Genomic DNA, 20,842 nt, shown 5'->3' on the forward strand with positions numbered 1-20,842 from the left:
GTTCAGGCACCGAAAAAGTGGGCTCAGGCGTCGGCAAGCTGCTCGGCCACCAGTGGGGCCACCACAGTGCCGAAGAGTTCGATGCAACGCATCATGGATTCGTGGGGCAGGGTTCCGTTGCTGTATTTGAGGTCGAAACGGTCAACGCCGAGGTTCCGCTTCAGCAGGACGATCTTCCGGGCGACCGTTTCCGGGGAACCGACATACAGGGCTCCTTCGGGTCCGCACATGGCGTCGAACTCGCCCCGGCTTGCCGGTCCCCAGCCGCGTTCCGCGCCGATGCGGTTTCGCTGGGCCAGCCAATGCGGGAAGAGTTCCTCCCGGGCTTGCTCGTCGGTTGGGGCAACATAGCCAGGCGAGTGCGTGGCAATTTGCTGCATGGGGTGCCCGTATTTTTCCATTGCCTCGCGGTAGAGCTCCACGAGCGGGGCAAAGCGGCGCGGTTCCCCGCCGATGATGGCGAAAATGATGGGGTAGCCGTATTGCGCGCAGCGCAACACTGATTCTGGAGTACCGCCCACACCGATCCACGTTGGCAGCAAGTGGTGTTCCAGCGGCGGAAAGACGCTCATTCCGTTCACGTTCGGCCGGGTGCGGCCTTCCCAATGCACCGGCTTCTGCGCCCGGACCTTGTCGAAGAGTTCCAGCTTCTCCTCGAACAGGACTTCGTAGTCGGCCAGATCCAGGCCGAACAGCGGGAACGATTCCACGAACGAGCCGCGGCCCAGCATCACCTCCGCACGACCATTGGAGAGCGCGTCAACGGTGGAGAAGCGCTGGAAGACCCTGATGGGGTCGTCGGAGCTGAGCACGGTGACGGCCGAACCGAGCTTGATCTGCGATGTCCGGGCTGCCGCGGCCGCGAGGAAAACTTCGGGCGCCGAGACGGCGAAGTCGCGCCGGTGGTGCTCCCCCACCCCAAAGGCGTGAAGCCCGACGGCGTCCGCCAGCTCCGCTTCCGCCAGCAGCTCCCGCAAGACCTGGGCATGCTGTTTCGGGTTGCCGTCGGCGTCCACCCCGGCGTCACCGAAAGTATTCAGCCCGAGGAGGATCTCCGCGGCTCCGACAGGGGCCGTGGGAGTGGAAGCGGTATCGGTCATCAGGACTCCTTAAGCCAGCCGGCAAGTTCGGAGGCCCAGTACGTCAGCACCATGTCGGCGCCGGCCCGCTTGATGCCGAGCACGGATTCTGTGATGGCGCCGCGGCGATCGATCCAGCCGTTCGCGGCGGCCGCTTCGATCATGGCGTATTCACCGGAGATTTGGTAGGCCGCCACGGGTACCGGGCTCATGGCTGCGACGTCGGCGAGGATGTCCAGGTAGCTCATGGCCGGCTTGACCATCACCATGTCAGCGCCTTCTTCGAGGTCGAGTTCCACCTCGATGATGGCTTCCCGGCGGTTGGCGGCATCCATCTGGTAGGTCCGGCGGTCACCCTTGAGCTGCGAGTCCACGGCTTCGCGGAAGGGGCCGTAGAAAGCGGAGGCGTACTTCGCCGCGTAGGCCAGGAGCGCGGTGTTCTGATGTCCGGCCTCTTCAAGGGCCTGGCGAATCACGGCGATCTGGCCATCCATCATCCCGGACGGCCCTAGGACGTGGGCACCGGCGTCGGCCTGCGCTACTGCCATTTGGGCGTAGATTTCGAGGGTGGCGTCGTTGTCCACGTAGCCGTTGGCGTCCAGGACACCGCAGTGGCCGTGATCGGTGAATTCGTCGAGGCATACATCGCCCATGACCACCAGGTCATCGCCGACTTCTGCGCGGACGTCGCGGATGGCCTTGTTCAGCACGCCGTCGGGATCCAGGGAAGCTGTGCCGCGGGCATCGCGGACTGCCGGAACACCGAACAGCATGATTCCGCTGACACCCAATTCCACGGCTTCGGCAGCGGCGCGTTTGAGCGAGTCCGTGGTGTGCTGCACGACGCCGGGCATGGAACTGATCGGAGCCGGTTCGCTGAGTCCTTCGCGAATGAAGGCGGGCAGGATGAGGTCGGCGGGAGCCAGCCGGTGTTCGGCAGTCATCCGGCGCATGGCGGGGGTGGTGCGGAGCCGGCGGGGCCGGTGGTTTGGAAAGCTCAACTTTCGTTCCCTTCGGTGTCGAATACGGTGCGTAGGGCGGCCACGATGCCGGCGGGTGTGGGTTCCTTGGCGGTTGCCGCGACCGGGATGCCGAGGGCGGCCGCCTCTGCCGCCGTCGAGCGCCCGATCGCAATGAAGCGGCAATCCCGCAGCGGCGCCAATGAGGCGTGGATGCGGCGGGCAGCGCTGGGTGAAGCGGCGACGACGGCGTGGAGCCGTCCGCCGGAAAGCTCGGCCTTCGCGGCTTCCGGGGTGAGCTCCGGCGCCCCGGCCCCGCCCGCGTGCCAGCCGTTCGCTGCTGCCAAGGCGGCAGTCAGCCGGCGTTCGGGGGCCGCAGGGTAGTCCACGGTGTGGTAGGCCGTCACTGCCTGGACCGAGGCCCCCTTGGCTTCGATACCGTCCAACAACATCGCGTCGGCAATGTCCGCTTGGGGCAACAGAACGTTGGCCGGGCCTGTCGGCCAGGCGGAGACGAGTCCTGCGGCCGACTGGACGTCCTCCGGCGCGAGGTCCACCGGAATGCCTTCCGCCTCGAGGACCCGCCTGCTCGACGGACCGATCGTCGCGATCCGGACGGACTCCGGAATCAGCTCCTTCAGCTCCAAGCGCCGCTCTGCTGCCTTTTCCTTCAGGGCACGCACCGTGGTGATGCTGCTGACCACCAGCCAGCTGTACGCTCCCGCACGGAGGGCGTCCAAGGCGACCTCAAGGGAATGCTGGTCGCGGGCACGCTCGAAGTCGATCAACGGCAACAGGAGCGGCTCCGCGCCGGCTTCGCGCAGGGCGCTGACCAGCGGGGCGGCACGATCCGGGCTGCGCGTCACAAGAATCCGGGCGCCTTCAAGGACCCGGGCCTCTCCCGACTTCACCGCGCTGTGCCGTCCCATGGTCTCCTGTTGGCTCCGGTTATCGGGAAGCTGCAAGATCTGTGATGTCCGCGGCACCCGCGGCAAGCAGGAGCTCGGCGACTTCGATTCCCAGCAACGTGGCGCCCACCTCAGTGAGCCCGTCCGTGGCTTTTTTCTCACGCACCGACTTACTCCCGTCCACAGCGCAGACGACCGCTTCCAGGTAGAGCATGCTGCCCTTGCGGTAAGCGTAGGCGCCCACGGGCGCAGCACAGCCGGCTTCGAGGCGGGCCAGGACGGCCCTCTCCGCGGTGACGGCAAGCCGGGTGTCTTCGTCGTTGAGCGCGGCCAGGGCCTGGGCGAGTGCCCCCAGGGAACCTTCAGCCGAGTCGGACTGTCTCGGTGCATCGGCCGTGCGGCACTCGATCGCGAGCGAGCCCTGTCCGGGGGCAGGAAGCATGACGTCGGTCTCAAAGAACTCCGTCACGACGTCGAGCCTGCTGATCCGTTCCAGTCCCGCGGCGGCGAGGACGACGGCGTCGAGGTCGCCGGGTGCGTCTTCTGCATTCCCGGCGAGCCCCGGAACGCGGCCCAGCCGGGTGTCCACGTTGCCGCGGATGTCCACGACGTCGAGATCCGGGCGGGCGGCGCGCAACTGGGCAGCGCGGCGCGGCGATCCGGTGCCGACCCTTGCGCCTGCTGGAAGATCCACCAGTTTGAGCCCGTCACGGGCGCACAAGGCGTCCCTGACGTCGACGCGCTTGGGCGTTGCGGCGATGGTGAGTCCGAGTGCCGCGCCCGTGGGGAGATCCTTCAAGGAGTGAACAGCAACGTCGCACGCGTTCTCCAACAGCGCGTCGCGAAGCGCGGCGACGAACACTCCGGTGCCGCCCATCTGGGACAGGGAACCCGTCCGGACATCGCCTTCGGTCTTGATGCGCACTAGTTCAACGGGAAAGCCACCGACGGCGGCCAGCTGGTCCGCGGCCTGCTGGCTCTGGGTGAGCGCGAGTTTGCTCGCGCGGGTACCGATCCGAACGGTCATTTCGCGCTTTCTCCTGCGGGGTAGGCATCGTGTCCGGTGCCGACTGTGGTGTCCGCACCCGCAATCGTGGGCTTCTCCCCGCGGAAGTTGGCGCAGCAGCCCGGACGGCAGATGTCGTACCACGGGCCCAGCCCGGTCATGGCGGGGCGATCGGCGATGTTGTTGGCCACCGTCCGCTCGCAAATGAGGTCCACCAGGCCGGAAACGAACTTGCGGTGGGTTCCAGGCGTGGGAACCCGTGTTGCGGCGAGTCCGAGGTTCTTGCACGTTTCCAGGGCCTCGGTGTCGAGGTCCCAGGCCACTTCCATGTGGTCGGAGACGAAGCCAAGGGGTACGATCACGACGCCCTTGATCCCTTGGCCAGCCAGTTCCTCGATGGCATCATTGATGTCCGGTTCAAGCCACGGAACGTGCGGGGCGCCCGAGCGGGACTGGTACACCAAGGACCACGGCGCGGTGAGCCCGGATTCGGATTCAACCCGCCGGACAACTTCGGCGCCGGCAGCCAGGTGCTGTGCCACGTAGGCCGAGTCCTGCTCGAAGTCGCGGGGCTCGCCGTCCGAACGTCCGGCGGCCTCGGCGTCACGGGTCGGAATGGAGTGCGTCGCGAACAGGATGTGCACCGGCGCGCCCTGGAGGCCGTCCGCTGCCAGTTTCTCCTGGACCTCAGCAAGTCCTGCAGCCGTTCCTTCCACGAAGGGCTCGACGAAACCTGGGTGGTCGAAGTACTGGCGTACCTTGTCCACTTCGAGTTTGCCGTCGAGGCCGGTCTCGGTCAGCGCGATGCCGATGTCCTCGCGGTACTGGCGGCAGCTGGAGTAACAGGAGTAGGCGCTCGTGGTGACCATCAGCAGCTTGCGGTGGCCGGCGTCGTAGGCTTCCTGGAGCGTTTGCGGGATGTAGGGGTCCCAGTTGCGGTTGCCCCACAGCACGGGCAGGCTGATGCCGCGCGATGCCAACTCCGCTTCGAGGGCGGCCTTGAGGTTCCTGTTTTGCTGGTTGATGGGGCTGATGCCACCAAAAGCGCGGTAGTGGTGGGACACCTCTTCGAGGCGCTCATCCGGGATGCCGCGGCCACGGGTCACATTGCGAAGGAAGGGAATGACGTCGTCCTGGCCTTCCGGCCCGCCGAAGGAGGCGAGGAGGACGGCGTCGTACTCTTTGGGAGCCATGCGTCCGGCCTCGGTGACGTCATTGACCTCGGTGAGGCTGGCCGGGCCCGCGGAGTGGCGGCCGCTCACGCGAGGACCTCGGCGATCTCCGCGGCGGTGATGCGGCGGCCGGTGTAGAACGGGATTTCCTCGCGAACGTGGTTGCGGGCGTCGGTGGCCCTCAGGTGGCGCATGAGGTCCACCAGGTCAACGAGTTCGGGTGCTTCCAGGCCGAGGATCCACTCCCAGTCGCCCAAGGCGAAGGAGGACACGGTGTTGGAGATGACCTGGGGGAAGTCGCGGCCCAGCATGCCGTGATCGCGCAGCATCTTTCCACGCTCTTCGGCCGGCAGGATGTACCACTCGTAGGAGCGGACGAAGGGGTAGACGCAGAGCCAGGTGCTGGGCTCGACGCCGCGGGCGTAGGCCGGAACGTGGTTCTTGGCGAATTCGGCTTCGCGGTGGACGCCCATGGCGGACCAGACGATCTCGGTGCCTGCGAAGAGCGCGCTGCGGCGGATGTCGCGGACGGCCTGCTGCAGGGCCTCAGGCTTGGCGCCGTGGAGCCACACCATGATGTCGGCGTCAGAGCGCATGGCGGAGACGTCGTAGCTTCCGCGGAGGACCACGCCGTCCTCGGCGAGCTTGGCAGCCAGCTGCTCGAAATCCTGCACAGCGTCGGCGCTGCGCAGGACATCGCCCGACCGCTTGAACACGGTCCACAGCGTAAAGAACTGCTCTTCGGATTCGGCAGTTTTAGTGACAGATTCGGCAGAAGTGTGGCTCATGGTACAAGTCTGCCCCGTCGATGCCGCTAAGTCGAAATGCATCACTTCTACAAGACGTAGAAGTGATGCATTTCACAAAACTGCGTCGATTTGCGCGGAGGTGTCCGCAACCACGGCGGCCAGGCCGTTTCCGGCGAGCCAGCCTCCCACCACGGTCAAGCCGTCGGCTCCGGAGCAGATGCGGCGCACCTCGGCAACGCGCTGTTTGTGACCGACGGCGGCGAACGGCAAGGCCCCCGCCCAACGGACGACGTCCCAATCGAGCACGTCTTCGCGGACAATCGGCACGGTCAGCAAGGTCGAGGCGTCGCGGAGCGCAGCGTCGAGCAGAGCATCGTCATTGAGTGAGGCGACGGATTGCGCGGCCGCCGATCCAGGGGCGTCCGCCCCTTCGGCGCGCCCATAGGACAGGCGCAGCACGTGCGTACCGGGTCCGGCTTCTTCCGCCAGCCAATCCCATTTTGCCGTGGCATGCGTGAGCGCCTTCGCCTCGATCCCGGCGGTCTGCGGGGCGACGAGAATGCCGGTGCCGCGGGGACGACGGTCCAGTTCAGGCACGTCCACCACCAAGGTCACCAGGCTCACCAAGGGACCCGCGGCGGGGCGCAGCGCGGACAGCTCCGGAAGCGCCCCCTCCAGCAACCCGACGGCGGCCGGACCGTCGAGCGCCACCACCAGCCGCACGGCGTCGTACGTTGTGCCCGCAGCGCTGGCCTGCCAACCGCTTTCAGTGCGGCTGATCGCATCCACGCGGGCGCCGGAAACGAGGGCGACGCCCTGCGAACGCAGCTCCGCCACGAGGGCGGAGACCAAGGTGTTCATTCCGCCTTTCAAGCCGCCGACGGCGGATCCGGCCTTCGCCGTTCCGGTCCCGTTTTGCTTTGAAGCAGTTTGTCCTGAACCGGCTGCGCGCTGGCTGGCCACGGCCGCGGCCAACGATCCGTGCTTCCGCAATGCCGCACGCAGGCCGGGGGCCACCATGTCGACATCGAGCAGTCCCGGATCGGCGGAGTGCACTCCCCCGACGACGGGTGCGACGAGCCGTTCGAGCACCCGCTTGCCCATCCGCGCCCGCACCAAGGTTGCGACGCTGGTGACGTCGGCAGAGCTGCCCACCGATGTGGGCAAGTAGCGGTCAAGCGAGGCCCGCAAGGAGCCTGCGAAGCCCAAGGAGCGGCGGACCTCGGGGTCCCACGGATTCGCGGGAATTCCGAGCACCCCGGTCTTGGGGAGCTCTTGCGGGCCATCCGGCAACTGCACCCAGGCACCCCCAGGATGCGGCGCCACGATGTTGCCACTGAGCCCAAGATCGCGGGCGAGATCGGCCACGGCCGTGGAGCGCGTGGCGAATGACTCGGCTCCGCTGTCCAGCCCAAGGCCGCCAACGGTGTGGCTTCCCACGCAACCGCCCCACGCGTCGCTCGCTTCGAGCACGGTGACACCGAATCCGGCCTTGGCCAGTCCCCGGGCAGCGAGCAGGCCGGAAATGCCGCCGCCCACCACGACGGCGGGGAGGCCGGCTGCCGAATGCCCGGGAAGTGCGTGTTCGGACCGTGTTTGCTCGGACTGCGCGTGCCCGCGGCTCATGCTCGCTATCCTGCCGGGATCGAGTGGATGAGTTCCACTACCCGGGTCAGGACCGCGGGGTCCGTCTCCGGGGGCACGCCATGGCCGAGGTTCAGGACGTGGCCCGGGGCCGCGGATCCGGCTGCGATCACCTCGCGGACATGGGCTTCCAGGACCTCCCAAGGCGCGGAGAGCAGCGCGGGGTCGATGTTGCCTTGCAAGGGCACGGTGCCGCCGAGCCGCCGGTTTGCCTCGTCAAGGGGCAGCCGGTAGTCCACGCCGACGACGTCCACGCCGACATCGCGCATCGCGACGAGCAACTCGGACGTTCCCGTACCGAAATGGACCAGCGGCGCGCCGAGGTGGCGGACGTGGTCAAGGGCGCGGGTCGAGGCGGGTGCAACGTACTTGGCGTAGTCGGCCAGGCCAAGGGAACCTGCCCAGGAGTCGAACAGTTGCCCTGCGGAGGCGCCGGCTTCCAGTTGCGCGCGCAGGAACATGCCGGAGGCGTCGGCTGCCCAATTGGCCAGGGCGGTCCAGGTTTCCGGATCGGCGTGCATCATGGTGCGCGGACCGAGGTGGTCGCGGGAAGGCTTGCCTTCCACCATGTATGCGGCGAGCGTGAACGGCGCGCCGGCGAAGCCGATCAGGGGCGTGGTGCCGAGCTCAGCGACCGTCAGGCGCACGGCCTCGCGGATCGGTTCGAGGGCTTCCCAGGTCAGCTGCGGCAGGGCTGCTACGTCGGCAGCGGTGCGGACGGGCTTGTCCAGGACAGGACCGATGCCGGGGACAATGTCCACGCCGACCCCCGCCAGCTTGAGGGGGATGACGATGTCGGAGAAGAAGATTGCCGCGTCGACGTCGTGGCGGCGAACCGGCTGCAAAGTGATCTCGGAGGCGAGTTCGGGACGCAGGCAGGAGTCCAGCATCGCCACGCCTTCACGGACTTTGAGGTATTCCGGCAACGAGCGGCCTGCCTGTCGCATGAACCACACCGGACGGCGGGACGGCTTGCCTCCGCGGTACGCCTGGATCAGCGGGGAGTCTGCGGTGCGGCCATCCATCAGCGGGTGGCTTGCATCAAGGCTTGAGGCGGCGGTGCCGGAAGTGCCGTTGGCCGGCACAGAATGAGGCAGTGCGGAGCTGGAAGTCATGCCTTCGATTGTGCCGAAGATCGGGGCCAAAAGATAACGACAGCCTGTCCCCCACCATCCGTGGTGACGGGCATCACTCCCGGCAGTGCGGAGAACCACTGACCCACGTTGTTCTACATGGCGCCGAAAAAGCTATGATTGCTTTGCTGTGGTTCTTTTCTCATTGGTGGCTACACACGCCGACATCGATCTTGAGACCGTCGCTCAGTTGAGCAACGGTTCATCCGAGGTTGCCTCGTCCGCCTTGGCCGATTCCCAACTTGTCTCCGGCGCCGTGGTCCTGGCCACCTGCAACCGCTACGAAATCTACGGCGAAACGCCGCACGCAGAGAATCTCGAAGCGGCCCGCTCGGCGCTCGTCTCGCAGATCAGTGGCCTGAGCGGACTCAACGAGCAACTCGTCTCGCGCGCCTTCAGCACCCGCACCGGCCCTGAGGTCAGCAGGCACCTCTTCGCCGTCAGCGCCGGACTGGACTCCGCCGTCGTCGGCGAACGCGAAATCGCCGGCCAGGTGCGTCGCGCCCTCATCACTGCCCAGCACGAAGGAACCGCGAGTTCCGGACTGGTCCGCTTGTTCCAGGCCGCTTCCAAGACGGCCAAGGACGTCGGAGCCCAGACCGCACTCGGTTCGCGGGGCCTGTCCATCGTTTCAGTTGCGCTGGACCTCGCCACCGACCTCTCCGAGAATGCCGACTGGAGCACCAAGAAGGTAGTTGTCTTCGGTACCGGGGCCTACGCCGGAGCCACGATGTCGCTGCTTCGCGATCGCGGCTGCACCGACGTCTCCGTCTACTCGTCTTCCGGCCGTGCCGAGGCCTTCGTGGCAACTCGCGGCGGAACCGCGCTCGACGCCGAAACCCTCCCTGCCGCCGTCGCTGCCGCCGATGTCATGATCGGTTGCAGCGGATCGGACACCCGCATTGAGGCCGAAGAGCTCGCCAAGGTCCGCGCTTTGTCCACCCAGACCCTCATCGCGATCGACCTCGCCCTCACCCACGACTTCGACCCCGCAGTGGGCGAGCTCGACGGCGTCGAGCTCCTGACGCTCGAATCCGTGCGGCTCGCGGCGCCCCAGGAACAAGCGGAGTCGCTGGCACAAGCGAGCACCATTGTTTCCGGCGCGGCAGAAGCCTTCGAGCAGGAGCGCGAAGCCCGGTCCGTCGATTCGGCCATTGTGGCGCTGCGCCGACACACCATGAACGTGCTCGACGCCGAGATGGAGAAAGTCCGGGCCCGGCACGGCTGCACCGCCGCGGCCGAAGAGGTCGAGTTCGCGCTCCGCCGCATGGTCAAGCAATTGCTCCACATCCCCACGGTCCGCGCACGCGAACTCGCCGCAAACGGCCAGCAAGACGAGTACGTGGCCGCGCTCGAGGCCTTGTATGGCATCCAGGTGGAGCAGCCGGCTGCGTCACCCGCAGCAGAGTGCCCCGTGGACCACCGCCAAGCACCTCAGCAGGCTGAAAGCGCCTAGCTTCCGCGACCCCGCCCTAGGCGAACGCGTTGACGCCCGTCATTTCGGCAGACACGGCCCACAGCTTCGTTGCGGCTTCCGGGTCCACTGCGTGCGCATCCACTCCCTGGTACCGGGCGAGCGGCGAAGCCGGGTCCGTGGGCTTGGCAATGTCGCAGTCTTCGCAATACACCCCGCCCATGCCTGCCAGGGCCGGGGACGTGGCTGCCCAGGTGGACGTGGCGGCTCCCTGCTCCGGAGTCTTGAAACCCTCCCTGACGTTGCCCGCGTCGTCCATCCAGCCCGCCGCGACCATCTCTTCGCGGGGCAGGTAGCGCTGGAGCTCGGTCATGATGCCGCCGGGGTGGACCGCGAAGGCCCGCACCCCGGAGGAGCGCCCCAGACGGTCAAGCTCGACGGCGAACAGTGCGTTGGCCGTCTTCGCCTGGCCGTAAGCCTTCCATTTGTCGTAGCCGTTCTCGAAGTTGAGGTCCTCGAAACGGATGGGCGAGAGTTTGTGCCCCGTGGAGGACAAGGACACGACGCGGGCCGAGCCGGCAGCTGCCAACGCGGGCCACAACGTGTTGAGAAGCGTGAAATGGCCCAAGTGGTTGGTGGTGAATTGCGATTCCCAGCCCGGACCCACACGTTGTTCCGGGCTGGCCATGATCGCCGCGTTGTTGATCAGGATGTCCAGCGTTGGGTTCGATTCCAGGAAGCGTGCCGCAAAATCCTTCACTGCTTGCTGATCGGAGAGATCCAGGCCCTCCACGGTCACTTTCGCCAGGCCGGCCGCGTCGAGGACCTCCTTGGCATGTTCGGGACGCCGGGCGGGAACCGTGACCCGGGCGCCAGCGGAGGACAACGCCCTCACCGTCTCCAGGCCGAGCCCGGAATAGCCGCCCGTGACAATTGCCGTCTTACCGTGAAGGTCCAACCCCGCCACAACGTCAGATGCCGTGGAGCCATGGCCGAAGCCCGATCCGATGGGATATTGCGGTGTGGTCATGGATTCCTCGCTCATATCGGGACCTTTCGTGTTCACGGGCGTTGTGGGGTCAGTAAACCGGCTTGTTTGGCTCGACGTCGTGCACCCACGCCAGGATCCCGCCGTCGAGGTGGCTCACGCGTGTGTAGCCGGCACGCTGTGCAGCCGCGAGCACAGCCGCGGAACGGGTACCTCCCTTGCAGTGGAAGACGATCTCTTTGTCCTGCGGGAGTTCCGTCCAGGCCTCTCCCGCCAGGATGCGTCCCTGCGGGATGAGCACCGAACCGTCGATGCTCACAATCTCGTGTTCACCGATCTCGCGGACATCCACCAGTTCGAAGTCGCGTTCCCCCGCTGCGCGGGCTTCGAGCATTCCGGAAAGTTCAGTGGCCGTGACGGTCGGAACCGAGTCGCTTGCGGGCGCAGGGGTGATGCCACAGAAAGCCTCATAATCGGTCAATTCGGTGATCGGCTCGGCCTCCGGGTCTTTCGAAACCTTGATTTCGCGCCAGCTGCCGCCGAGCGCGTCGAAGAGCGCCACGCGCCCCAGCATGGAGCGCCCGACGCCGGTGATCAGCTTGACTGCCTCGGTCACCATGAGCGAGCCGACAGCGGCGCACAGCATGCCGAATACGCCGCCTTCGCCGCAGGACGGGACCGAGCCGGCGGGAGGGGCCTCCGGGTAGAGATCGCGGTAGCTGGGTCCGTGCTTCTCCCAGAACACACTGACCTGGCCGTCGAAGCGGAAAATGGATCCCCAGACGTACGGTTTGCCGAGAATCGCGGCAGCATCGTTGACCAGGTACCGGGTGGCGAAGTTGTCCGCGCCGTCCAGGATGAGGTCGTAGCCCGAGAAAATCTCCAAAGCGTTGGAGGAGTCCAAGCGCACGTTGTGCAGCTGCACGCTGACGAGCGGGTTGAGTTCCTTGATGGCGTCACGCGCCGATTCGATTTTCGGCCGTCCCACATCGCCCACGCGGTGGATGATCTGGCGTTGCAGGTTGCTGAGGTCGACGTCGTCGTCGTCCACGATTCCGAGCGTCCCCACCCCGGCGGCGGCGAGGTACAGCAACGCCGGAGAGCCCAGTCCGCCGGCTCCGATCACGAGGACTTTGGCATTCTTGAGCCGACGCTGACCGGCCGCTCCAATTTCGGGAATAATGAGGTGGCGCGAGTAGCGTTCCACCTCTTCGGTGGTCAGTCCCGCGGCCGGTTCCACGAGTGGCGGCAGCGAAGACGGCAACGTTTGGGCAGCAAAAGTAGTGGCCATACTTCAAAGTATCCCCGCAGGTGCCGCCCGGTCATATTACTGCGCAGTATTGTGGTCATAACTGCAAGGGGAAAGGCGGCAGACAAGTGGCCGAGAGTGCACGTATTAAACAAGAGGCGCAGGTCAGGCAAGATCGGACCGGTTCGCCGCGTTCGGCCAGGTTGCCACGCGATGAGCGCCGGGCCCAGCTCTTGAATGCCGCCTTGGAAGTTTTCGTTGCCAACGGCTTCCACGGTGCGGCGATGGACGAAATCGCCGAGACCGCCCATGTCAGCAAGCCGGTGCTGTACCAACACTTCCCGTCGAAACGGGAGCTCTACATGGCCCTCCTCGACAGCCACCTGGCCACGCTCACGGACCAGATGCTCACGGCGCTGAATTCGACGTCGGACAACAAGGAGCGCGTCCAGGCCGTCATGCGCGCCTACTACCGTTTCATCGCGGGCGATGACCAAGCCCACCGGCTCGTCTTCGAATCCGATCTCATCAATGACCCGGACGTCAGCTCCCGGCTGGAGACTTTCAACCGCACCTTCGCCGACGCCGTCGCCAAGGTCATCGCCGAAGACACTAAGCTGCCCCCGCTGGAGGCCCAGCTGCTGGGCCGGGGCTTGGCGGGAATGGCGCAGGTCAGCGCGCGGTATTGGCTCGAAACCGACGGCGATTTGGACCTCGATGTCGCCAGCGACCTGATCTACCGTTTAGCTTGGCGCGGAATCAGTCGCTTCCCGAAAGAGTCCTAGACTACAAATAGAGGACTGAGTATTTTTTTGATTGGCTGGGAGGCCCCGCTGTGGAAGTAAAGATCGGCATTCAGAATGTTGGCCGTGAGATCGCGCTTGAGTCCGCTCTCGACGCCGAGGCTGTTGCCAAGATCGTGAGCGAGGCCATTGCCAACGGCACGGACCTGCGCCTGACCGACGAAAAGGGCCGACAGGTCATCGTTCCCGGCAATGTCCTCGGATACGTGGAGATCGGCGCCGAAGAAGTACGCCGGGTCGGCTTCGGCGCCCTCTAAGCAACAGGCAAGAACACCAGCGAGCCAGGAGTCCGCATGCTCTCACTTGTCATCGTGGCGCTAGCCACCATCGCTTCAGGCTTCATTGTCTGGGGAACTGACAAACACCGTGGAACGTACGGAATCACCCTGCCCGCCGGCGTTTCGGTCGCCGTCGCCATGCTGAGTTGGATGATCTTCATCCAACTTGGCTTTGGCTACCAGCCTGGCGTGACGTGGATCCCGTGGGTCCTGCCCATCATTCTGGGGACCGTGGCGGCCGCCGTGGCGTCCCACTTCCTGGGCCGCCATCGGAAGCGGCACGACACCGCCCAGCTGACCGCGGCGCTGAGGCTCTAACCAGCGCTGCGGCTCTAGCTACGGATCCGGCTCATGGCGTGGCTTCCGGTTTGGCAACTGCCCCGGCTTCCGCGGCCGCTTCGCTGACGCTCTTAGCCGCCCCGACGTCGCGCTGCGTTACCTCGCTCCCGGCATCGTGGGACGTGTAGCGGATGAACACCCGGTTGTAGCGCCAGTCCAGGTCCGGGTGGTGGTTCTGCTGTTCGGCAATGCGCCCGACGGCGGCAATCAACTCGAGTGCGGCAGCCGACGTCGGGCACTTGTAGGCGGTGACGAGGGCGCCCTGGCGATACCGCCAGTCCGGCAGCTCCGCCAGGGCGTCGTCAATAGCGGACCTGGAAAGAATGTCGTCCTTGCCGGCCATTCGGGGCTCCTTCACAGACGCGGAATCTTCGCAGGAATCCCCGGAGCGGCCAGCGTCGGCCGCTAGAGGAACTCGGCCCGGCCTTCCATGGCCGAGGAGGCCAGGGCGTGTTCCCTGCGCGGGATGCGGCCCGCCTGCTTCGCCAGCCTACCGGCGATGACCGCGTGTTTGAAGGCCTCGCCCATCTGCACCGGATTCTGCGCGCGGGTCACCGCGGTGGCCAGCAGCACGGCGTCGCAGCCGAGCTCCATGGCCAGTGCGGCGTCGGACGCGGTGCCGATGCCGGCGTCGAGCACTACCGGCACCGAAGCGCGGGACACAATCAGCTCGATGTTGTGGGGATTCAGGATGCCCAGGCCGGTGCCGATAGGCGCGCCCAACGGCATCACCGCAGTTGCCCCGAGGTTCTCCAGGCGAAGCGCAAGTACGGGGTCGTCGTTGGTGTAGGCGAAGACCTTGAAGCCGCGGTCCACCAGCTTCTCCGTCGCATCCACCAACTCCACGGCGTCAGGCAGCAGCGTCTGTTCGTCGGCGATGACCTCGAGCTTCACCCAATCCGTTTCCAATGCCTCCCGGGCTAGCTCGGCTGTCATGACGGCATCCTTGGCGGTAAAACAGCCGGCGGTGTTGGGCAGGACACGGATGCCGTGGTCTACGAGCAATTGGAACAGCGAACCGGTTTCCGTCGGTGAGTAGCGCCGCATGGCGACGGTAGTGAGTTCGGTGCCGGAAGCCAGCAAGGCTGCCCCGAGGCCGTCGAGGCTCGGAGCTCCGCCGGTTCCCATGATAAGGCGCGAGCCGAACTCAACACCGTCGATCACCAGGGCATCGGTTCGGGTGCCTGCTTCGTGAGTGCTTGCTGTGGTCATGGTTCAGCCTCCCTGTACTGCGGTAACGATTTCGAGTTCATCGCCCTCTGCGAGCGCGGTAGCAGCCCACTGGCTGCGCGGCACCACTTCGGAATTGCGTGCGACGGCGACGCCGATCTTGCGTCCGTCGGCCGCTTGGCCGCTGGAATCCACAACGCGTCCGGTGATGTGGCTGACGAGGGTGGTGACGGAAGCGTCGTCGCTCAGCGTGTGGTCTGCGCCGTTCAATTTGATGTTCATGCGTGGTCCTTCAGAAGGGGATTTAAGGTATCGGCGGATGGGCCGTCTGCGGAAGCCCTTGCTGCTGAGTGCGGGCGGGAGAAGCGGTCCGGGCGGAATTTGTTCCACCGGGGATCGGCGGTGCCATCCATGAGTCCAACGCAGATTTTCGCCGCTGCCGGAGTGAGGAGCACGCCATGGCGGAAGAAGCCGCTGGCCACGATGAGGCCGGGCACGGTTCCTTCCCGACCTTCGACGCGGCCCAGCAGCGGTGCGTTGTCCGGGGTGCCCGGACGGGCCCGGGCAGTTGCTTCGAGGAGTTCCAGCTCGGCAACGGCCGGAACCAATACCTGGGCGTCGCGGAGCAATTGGTAGACGCCGCCGGCTGACACCGGGTTGGCCGATCCCCCGGACGACGACAATCCGTCCTCACGTTGCGTCGCGCCGATCACGACGGTCCCGTCATCGCGGGGAACGATGTAGACGGGCACTCCGCGCACCATTCCCCGGACCGTGGCGGTGACCAGCGGTTGCAGGTGGTCCGGGACGCGCAGCCGCAGTATGTCGCCGTAGACGGGACGCAACGGGAGCGACAATCCATCCGGCAGTCCTTTCACGCGGGCGGCATCGAGTCCGTTGGCTACCACCGTTTCCGTGGCAAGCACATTGATGCCTGAGCCGAGCACGGCCCCGACGGCGCGCCCGTCCTCCTCCCACAGGAGGCCCGCCGCAGTGTCCCGGACCGCGAAACCGCCTTCGGCCCCCGGAATCCAACTGGAGCTACCGGGCTCGTGGTCTGCCAAAGCGCCTAGAATCGCGGCCGAAAGCCGGCGAGGATCCACTTGGTGGTCGCCCGGGATGTCGAAGGCACAGGAAATCTGCGGGCTCAAGAGCGGCTCACGCTCCCGTGCTTCGCGCAACGGCACGGATTCCACCACCAGGCCATGGGCCAGCTGGACGTCCCGAAGATCGGCGAGCGCCCGGCGGTCCGCTGCGTCCGCACCCACGGCGAGGGTCGGCGTCGTCCGGTAACCCGTGCTGCGTCCGGTTCGTGAGCCGGTCACATTGTGTTCGAAGTCCGGCCACAACGCCGACGATTCGAGCATGAGCTCCAGGAGGTCCTCTTCCTGGTAGTGCAGTTCACTGACTGGTGCCAACATCCCCGCCGCCGCGAAAGTAGCGCCGCTGGCCGGCGCGGGATCGATCAGGGCAACCGAGCGGCCCGACCTTCGGGCTTCCCACGCGATGCCCAGGCCAATGACGCCGCCCCCGATCACCGCCACGTCTGCACGCAGGGGCCCGTGCTGGGTGTTTACTTCGTCCATGGAGTCCTTCCCTACGCCGGTACTAGCCGGATCAGGTCAAGCGGTCGGCGCTGAAGCCCTCTCAGCCGCGCGGCGATTGTGACTGCCGCCGCGGCTCCCGCGGTACCAGCCCAGTTTAGAGGAACTACTCTGTTTCCATGACCCCGCACGATGTCCACACCACCGCCCGCCTGTACCTCTGCACCGACGCCCGCAAGCAACAGGGTGATTTTGAGCAGTTTGTCGATGCCGCATTCGAAGGCGGCGTGGACATCATCCAGCTGCGCGACAAGACCATTGAAGCGGCCGAGGAACTGGAACTCCTGGAGATCCTGCAATCCGTGGCGCAGCGTCACGGGCGCCTCTGGGCAGTCAACGACCGCGCGGACGTAGCGTCCCTCGCCGGCGCACCGGTGTTCCATATCGGCCAAAAGGACATTTCGCTGCGCTCGGCCCGGAAGCTGCTCCACGACCCCACCATCATCGGCCTCTCCACGCACACGCCGGAGCAGATTGACGCAGCCATCGCCGCGTCGCCTGGCCGCAGCGGCTTGGACTACTTCTGCGTCGGGCCTGTGTGGGCCACGCCCACCAAGCCTGGACGCTCCGCCGTCGGGCTCGATCTGGTGAAGTACGCTGCCAATGCGGTGAAGCAGGCAGACGAAGAGACCGTCGGCGGCGTAGTGCTTCCTTGGTTTGCGATCGGCGGCATCGATCTCAGCAACGTGGAAGACGTAGTGAGGGCCGGCGCCAGCCGCATTGTTGTGGTCCGCGCCATCACCGAGGCCGGGGATCCGACGGCGGCAGCCCAGGCACTCCTGGCCGCACTGGACGCAGCGGCGGCCTAGCGAGACGCCGGGAGATTTTGGAGTTACCCTGACTTTCGTGTCACATCAGCGCATAGCCCCGAACGTCTCTGAAACGTCGAACCAGCTCGCGGAAGCACTGGCGGCGCTTCGGACCGAACTCGAGCTGCCCGCGGGTTATCCCGCTGAAGCACTGCGCGACGCGGAGGCCGCGGTTTCAAGACACAGGCTGCCGGCGCAGGACCTCACGGACGTTCCGTTCATCACGATCGACCCGGCCTCTTCCACGGATCTCGACCAGGCCCTCTTCATTGAGCGGTCCGGGAATGGTTACAGGGTTCTCTACGCCATCTCCGATGTGCCCTCCTTTGTGCCACCGGGAGGAGCGCTCGACGCCGAGACCCGCCACCGGGGACAGACGTACTATGCGCCGGACGGCCGCATACCGCTGCACCCCGAGATCATCAGCGAGCACGCCGGAAGCCTGCTGGCGGGCCAGGACTGCGGAGCGTTCGTGTGGGACTTCGAACTCGATGCCGAAGCAGAGTTCCGCACCGTCTCAGTTCGCCGGGCAAGCGTACGCAGCCGCGCCAAGCTCAACTACAAGGGCGTCCAGTCCGCGATCGATTCCGGGACAGCTGATCCCGTCCTGCAGTTGCTCAAGGAGGTCGGGCTCAAACGGGTGGAACTCGAACGCCGCCGCGGCGGAGCGAGCCTGAACATGCCTGAACAAGAAATCGTCCAACTGCCCGACGGCGGGGGGTACAGGATCGTCGCAGCTCCCTCGCTGCCCGTCGAGGACTGGAACGCCCAGATTTCGCTCATGACCGGGATGGCGGCGGCCCAGCTGATGCTAGACGGCAAGGTTGGAATCCTGCGCACCATGCCCGCTCCCGATGAGCGCTCGCTGCTCCATTTCAAACGGCAGGCCGGGGCGCTCGGCAAGCCTTGGACCGAGGGGACCAGCTACGGCGAGTACCTGCGGACCCTCGACGGCAAAGACCCCCGGCAATTGGCCATTCTCCATTCCGCGGGGCTGCTTTTCCGGGGCGCCGGCTACACGCCTTTCGACGGCGAAGTACCGGGCAGCGTCATGCAGTCAGCCATCGGCGCACCATATGCCCACACCACTGCGCCTTTGCGCCGGCTGGTCGATCGTTTTGTCCTGGTCATCTGCGAAGCACTGAGCAACGGAACGGAGATCCCTGCATGGGCCCGGGATGCTTTGCCGAGCCTGCCGGAGATCATGGCGTCATCCGACCAGCTTGCCGCCAAAATGGAGCGCCTCGCCTTGGACACGGTGGAGGCCGCACTCCTGGTGAACCACGTCGGACAGGAATTCGACGCCGTGGTGATTTCCGGATCGAAGCCTGCCAAGAACAACGGAAACGGGAACGGGAACAGCACCAACGGCCACAACGGGAATGGGAATGGGAACGGCAACTCCCACGGCCCCTCCGGCATCGTCCAGATCGCCGAGCCGGCGGTCACCGCTCGTTGCGATGGCGAAATGGAGTCCGGTACGAAGGTCCGCGTGAAACTGCTTGACGCGGACATTGCCACCCGCCAAATCACCTTCGAACTGCTCCAGTAGCGCAATCAGTTCACAGGACCGCGGCCGCGATCCGGGGTTTATTGCACCCAGACGCTAGACTGTGTGAGTAGTAATGGATGCCCGGTCGTTGATTCAGTTAATTTTTTGACATCAACAAGCCCGCCCCTACGCGATCTTGAGATACACCAGCTGGTCCCCAGTGCCAGTATTTAGATAGCCCGCGATCGGCTTCCACTGGATTTGCTTGCGCCCGTCCGTGCTCCGGAACGGCCCTGCCACAACCGTTGAGCACGCAGCGCAGCCCAAATGAATAAGGAAAACTCCACTGTGAGTGAATTGCACACCCATGAAGTTCTGACAGACGGAACCGAAACGATCGAACCCGAGGAAACCATTTCCTCGGACGAAACACCCCACGAGATCGCGGAAAAGTCCTTCGCCGACTACAACGTCCGCGCCGACATCGTCGAGTCCCTCGCCGACGCCGGAATCACCCATCCCTTCCCCATCCAGGCCATGACCCTCCCGGTGGCCCTGGGCGGTCACGACATCATCGGCCAGGCCAAGACCGGTACCGGAAAGACCCTCGGCTTCGGCATTCCTGCGCTGCAGCGCGTCGTCGGACCGGGCGACGCCGGTCACGACAAGCTCGCTGTCCCGGGTGCACCCCAGGCCCTCGTGATTGTTCCGACCCGCGAACTCGCGGTCCAGGTGGCCAACGACCTCCAGACGGCATCCCGGAAGCGCAACGCCCGTATCGCCACCATCTATGGCGGCCGCGCTTACGAGCCCCAGATCGAAGCCCTGCAGAAGGGCGTCGAGGTTGTTGTCGGCACGCCCGGCCGTTTGATCGACCTCTACAAGCAGAAGCACCTGAACCTCAAGAACGTTCGCATGGTCATCCTCGACGAAGCGGACGAGATGCTTGACCTCGGCTTCCTTCCGGACGTCGAGACTTTGATTGCCGGCACTCCCGCCGTCCGCCAGACGCTTCTCTTCTCGGCCACCATGCCCGGACCGGTCATTGCCATGGCCCGCCGCTACATGACGCAGCCCACCCACATCCGTGCCGCAGACCCGAATGACGAAGGCCTGACCAAGCGCGACATCCGCCAGCTCATCTACCGTGCCCACAGCATGGACAAGATCGAGGTTGTCGCCCGCATCCTGCAGTCCCGCGGCCGCGGCCGGACCATCATCTTCACCAAGACCAAGCGCACCGCCGCCAAGGTAGCCGAGGAACTCGTCGATCGCGGCTTCGCTGCCGCGGCCATCCACGGCGACCTCGGCCAGGGTGCCCGCGAGCAGGCCCTGCGCGCCTTCCGCAACAACAAGGTAGACGTCCTGGTGGCCACGGACGTCGCCGCCCGTGGCATCGACGTGGACGACGTCACGCACGTCATCAACTACCAGTGTGTCGAAGACGAAAAGATCTATTTGCACCGCGTTGGCCGCACCGGCCGTGCCGGCAACAAGGGCACCGCGGTCACATTCGTCGATTGGGACGACGTCCCCCGCTGGGCCCTCATCAACAAGGCCCTGGGCCTGAGCTCTCCCGAGCCCGTGGAGACGTATTCTTCGTCCCCGCACCTGTTCGCCGACCTGGATATTCCGGAAGGCACCAAGGGCCGCCTGCCCCGCAACCAGCGCACGCTTGCGGGCGTCGACGCCGAGGTCCTGGAGGACCTGGGCGAGACCGGCAAGAAGAACTCCCGTTCCGGCGGCGATTCCGGTCGTGGACGCTCCGGCCGTGACAGTGGCCGGGAGGGTGCACGCCGCGGTCCCAAGTCCGCTGAGACTCCGGCCCGCGACGGCGACGGTGAGGGCGGCCGCAACCGCACGCGCCGCCGTCGTACGTCTGAAGGCGAAGCAGCCCCCGCTGAGGCAACGGCCCAGTCTGCCGAGCCGCAGTCCGGCGAGGGCTCGGACAAGCCCGCCCGCGCACGCCGTTCCCGCACCCGCCGCCGCAACGGCGAAGTGGTCTCGGCTTCCGGTGCCTCCGGCGAGAGCACCGAGGCTTAACGG

21 protein-coding genes and 1 riboswitch are annotated in these 20,842 nt (G+C 66.0%); of the genes, 7 read left to right on the top strand and 14 right to left on the bottom strand.

Going from position 1 to position 20,842, the window contains the following annotated elements; all coding sequences use genetic code 11:
* Positions 1–23 precede the first annotated feature (23 nt).
* From VLA65_RS05230 to hemE, 8 genes are all read right to left on the bottom strand, one after another.
* Positions 24–1,100 carry an LLM class flavin-dependent oxidoreductase gene (locus VLA65_RS05230; protein WP_059387508.1) on the bottom strand — a complete coding sequence of 359 codons (1,077 nt, stop codon included), beginning with the start codon at positions 1,098–1,100 and terminating at the stop codon, positions 24–26.
* Positions 1,100–2,080: a porphobilinogen synthase gene (hemB, locus tag VLA65_RS05235; RefSeq protein WP_284751590.1), complete on the bottom strand. Its 981-nt coding sequence runs from the start codon at positions 2,078–2,080 to the stop codon at positions 1,100–1,102. Before hemB ends, VLA65_RS05230 begins: the two co-directional genes overlap by 1 nt.
* Positions 2,077–2,967 carry a uroporphyrinogen-III synthase gene (locus VLA65_RS05240; RefSeq protein WP_284991491.1) on the bottom strand — a complete coding sequence of 297 codons (891 nt, stop codon included), beginning with the start codon at positions 2,965–2,967 and terminating at the stop codon, positions 2,077–2,079. The genes hemB and VLA65_RS05240 overlap by 4 nt, the downstream gene beginning before the upstream one ends.
* A gap of 19 nt (positions 2,968–2,986) precedes the next feature.
* Entirely contained in the window at positions 2,987–3,973 is a 987-nt protein-coding gene (hemC, locus tag VLA65_RS05245) for a hydroxymethylbilane synthase (RefSeq protein ID WP_332601958.1), read from the bottom strand.
* On the bottom strand, positions 3,970–5,145 hold the full coding sequence (locus tag VLA65_RS05250) for a ferrochelatase (protein ID WP_284991564.1): 1,176 nt from the start codon (positions 5,143–5,145) through the stop codon (positions 3,970–3,972). Before VLA65_RS05250 ends, hemC begins: the two co-directional genes overlap by 4 nt.
* 65 nt (positions 5,146–5,210) lie before the next feature.
* A complete protein-coding gene (gene hemQ, locus VLA65_RS05255) occupies positions 5,211–5,912 on the bottom strand; it encodes a hydrogen peroxide-dependent heme synthase (RefSeq protein ID WP_059387506.1) in 702 nt (233 codons plus the stop codon).
* 72 nt (positions 5,913–5,984) lie between these two features.
* On the bottom strand, positions 5,985–7,499 hold the full coding sequence (gene hemG / locus VLA65_RS05260; RefSeq protein ID WP_332601959.1) for a protoporphyrinogen oxidase: 1,515 nt from the start codon (positions 7,497–7,499) through the stop codon (positions 5,985–5,987).
* Positions 7,500–7,504: 5 nt separating this feature from the next.
* Positions 7,505–8,632: a uroporphyrinogen decarboxylase gene (gene hemE / locus VLA65_RS05265; RefSeq protein ID WP_332601960.1), complete on the bottom strand. Its 1,128-nt coding sequence runs from the start codon at positions 8,630–8,632 to the stop codon at positions 7,505–7,507.
* A gap of 148 nt (positions 8,633–8,780) precedes the next feature.
* On the opposite strand from hemE, the gene VLA65_RS05270 reads away from it, so the two are divergent.
* Complete coding sequence (locus VLA65_RS05270; protein ID WP_332601961.1) at positions 8,781–10,106, top strand: glutamyl-tRNA reductase; 1,326 nt, start codon at positions 8,781–8,783, stop codon at positions 10,104–10,106.
* Positions 10,107–10,122: 16 nt separating this feature from the next.
* On the opposite strand, the gene VLA65_RS05275 is transcribed toward VLA65_RS05270, so the two are convergent.
* A complete protein-coding gene (locus tag VLA65_RS05275) occupies positions 10,123–11,109 on the bottom strand; it encodes an SDR family NAD(P)-dependent oxidoreductase (RefSeq protein ID WP_332601962.1) in 987 nt (328 codons plus the stop codon).
* 34 nt (positions 11,110–11,143) lie between these two features.
* The gene (gene moeB / locus VLA65_RS05280; RefSeq protein WP_284991478.1) at positions 11,144–12,343 is read right to left on the bottom strand and encodes a molybdopterin-synthase adenylyltransferase MoeB; all 1,200 of its coding nucleotides are present in this window, start codon (positions 12,341–12,343) and stop codon (positions 11,144–11,146) included.
* 203 nt (positions 12,344–12,546) lie between these two features.
* Between moeB and VLA65_RS05285 the strand changes: the two genes are divergently transcribed.
* Genes VLA65_RS05285 through VLA65_RS05295 form a run of 3 tightly spaced genes read left to right on the top strand, consistent with a single transcriptional unit; the run spans position 12,547 to position 13,700 of the window.
* Positions 12,547–13,086 (top strand): TetR/AcrR family transcriptional regulator, encoded by a 540-nt coding sequence (locus VLA65_RS05285; RefSeq protein WP_441432517.1) that lies wholly within the window; start codon positions 12,547–12,549, stop codon positions 13,084–13,086.
* A 50-nt stretch (positions 13,087–13,136) separates the two neighbouring features.
* Positions 13,137–13,361 (top strand): DUF3107 domain-containing protein, encoded by a 225-nt coding sequence (locus tag VLA65_RS05290; protein WP_059387503.1) that lies wholly within the window; start codon positions 13,137–13,139, stop codon positions 13,359–13,361.
* Positions 13,362–13,397: 36 nt separating this feature from the next.
* Positions 13,398–13,700 (top strand): hypothetical protein, encoded by a 303-nt coding sequence (locus tag VLA65_RS05295; RefSeq protein WP_306964293.1) that lies wholly within the window; start codon positions 13,398–13,400, stop codon positions 13,698–13,700.
* Positions 13,701–13,731: 31 nt separating this feature from the next.
* Here VLA65_RS05295 and VLA65_RS05300 read toward each other — a convergent pair whose 3' ends face one another.
* From VLA65_RS05300 to thiO, 4 genes are all read right to left on the bottom strand, one after another.
* A complete protein-coding gene (locus VLA65_RS05300; protein ID WP_332601963.1) occupies positions 13,732–14,064 on the bottom strand; it encodes a 4a-hydroxytetrahydrobiopterin dehydratase in 333 nt (110 codons plus the stop codon).
* Between the two features lie 62 nt (positions 14,065–14,126).
* Positions 14,127–14,933 carry a thiazole synthase gene (locus VLA65_RS05305; protein ID WP_284991470.1) on the bottom strand — a complete coding sequence of 269 codons (807 nt, stop codon included), beginning with the start codon at positions 14,931–14,933 and terminating at the stop codon, positions 14,127–14,129.
* 3 nt (positions 14,934–14,936) lie between these two features.
* Positions 14,937–15,173 (bottom strand): sulfur carrier protein ThiS, encoded by a 237-nt coding sequence (gene thiS / locus VLA65_RS05310; RefSeq protein ID WP_269992862.1) that lies wholly within the window; start codon positions 15,171–15,173, stop codon positions 14,937–14,939.
* Positions 15,170–16,477: a glycine oxidase ThiO gene (gene thiO, locus VLA65_RS05315; RefSeq protein ID WP_332601964.1), complete on the bottom strand. Its 1,308-nt coding sequence runs from the start codon at positions 16,475–16,477 to the stop codon at positions 15,170–15,172. The genes thiS and thiO overlap by 4 nt, the downstream gene beginning before the upstream one ends.
* Positions 16,469–16,588: riboswitch (TPP riboswitch) on the bottom strand. (Overlaps the previous gene by 9 nt.)
* Positions 16,589–16,614: 26 nt before the next feature.
* Here thiO and thiE point away from each other — a divergent pair.
* The 3 genes from thiE (at position 16,615) to VLA65_RS05330 (ending at position 20,839) form a co-directional block, all read left to right on the top strand.
* Positions 16,615–17,304 (top strand): thiamine phosphate synthase, encoded by a 690-nt coding sequence (gene thiE, locus VLA65_RS05320; RefSeq protein ID WP_332601965.1) that lies wholly within the window; start codon positions 16,615–16,617, stop codon positions 17,302–17,304.
* 37 nt (positions 17,305–17,341) lie between these two features.
* Positions 17,342–18,856, top strand: a complete 1,515-nt coding sequence (locus tag VLA65_RS05325; protein WP_332601966.1) for an RNB domain-containing ribonuclease — start codon at positions 17,342–17,344, stop codon at positions 18,854–18,856.
* A gap of 288 nt (positions 18,857–19,144) precedes the next feature.
* Complete coding sequence (locus VLA65_RS05330; protein ID WP_284991460.1) at positions 19,145–20,839, top strand: DEAD/DEAH box helicase; 1,695 nt, start codon at positions 19,145–19,147, stop codon at positions 20,837–20,839.
* Positions 20,840–20,842: the final 3 nt, after the last annotated feature.

The sequence above is a fragment of the Arthrobacter sp. S2(2024) genome (assembly GCF_036662515.1).
GTDB lineage: Bacteria > Actinomycetota > Actinomycetes > Actinomycetales > Micrococcaceae > Arthrobacter.

What these genes read in the sequence shown, in the direction of transcription:
- VLA65_RS05240 (WP_284991491.1), bottom strand. Translation starts at nt 2,967, where the DNA reads ATGGGACGGCACAGCGCGGTGAAGTCGGGAGAGGCCCGGGTCCTTGAA.
- VLA65_RS05250 (WP_284991564.1), bottom strand. Translation starts at nt 5,145, where the DNA reads ATGGCTCCCAAAGAGTACGACGCCGTCCTCCTCGCCTCCTTCGGCGGG.
- moeB (WP_284991478.1), bottom strand. Translation starts at nt 12,343, where the DNA reads ATGGCCACTACTTTTGCTGCCCAAACGTTGCCGTCTTCGCTGCCGCCA.
- thiS (WP_269992862.1), bottom strand. Translation starts at nt 15,173, where the DNA reads ATGAACATCAAATTGAACGGCGCAGACCACACGCTGAGCGACGACGCT.
- thiO (WP_332601964.1), bottom strand. Translation starts at nt 16,477, where the DNA reads ATGGACGAAGTAAACACCCAGCACGGGCCCCTGCGTGCAGACGTGGCG.
- VLA65_RS05230 (WP_059387508.1), bottom strand. Translation starts at nt 1,100, where the DNA reads ATGACCGATACCGCTTCCACTCCCACGGCCCCTGTCGGAGCCGCGGAG.
- hemG (WP_332601959.1), bottom strand. Translation starts at nt 7,499, where the DNA reads ATGAGCCGCGGGCACGCGCAGTCCGAGCAAACACGGTCCGAACACGCA.
- thiE (WP_332601965.1), top strand. Translation starts at nt 16,615, where the DNA reads ATGACCCCGCACGATGTCCACACCACCGCCCGCCTGTACCTCTGCACC.
- VLA65_RS05300 (WP_332601963.1), bottom strand. Translation starts at nt 14,064, where the DNA reads ATGGCCGGCAAGGACGACATTCTTTCCAGGTCCGCTATTGACGACGCC.
- hemC (WP_332601958.1), bottom strand. Translation starts at nt 3,973, where the DNA reads ATGACCGTTCGGATCGGTACCCGCGCGAGCAAACTCGCGCTCACCCAG.
- VLA65_RS05295 (WP_306964293.1), top strand. Translation starts at nt 13,398, where the DNA reads ATGCTCTCACTTGTCATCGTGGCGCTAGCCACCATCGCTTCAGGCTTC.
- hemQ (WP_059387506.1), bottom strand. Translation starts at nt 5,912, where the DNA reads ATGAGCCACACTTCTGCCGAATCTGTCACTAAAACTGCCGAATCCGAA.
- hemE (WP_332601960.1), bottom strand. Translation starts at nt 8,632, where the DNA reads ATGACTTCCAGCTCCGCACTGCCTCATTCTGTGCCGGCCAACGGCACT.
- VLA65_RS05305 (WP_284991470.1), bottom strand. Translation starts at nt 14,933, where the DNA reads ATGACCACAGCAAGCACTCACGAAGCAGGCACCCGAACCGATGCCCTG.
- VLA65_RS05275 (WP_332601962.1), bottom strand. Translation starts at nt 11,109, where the DNA reads ATGAGCGAGGAATCCATGACCACACCGCAATATCCCATCGGATCGGGC.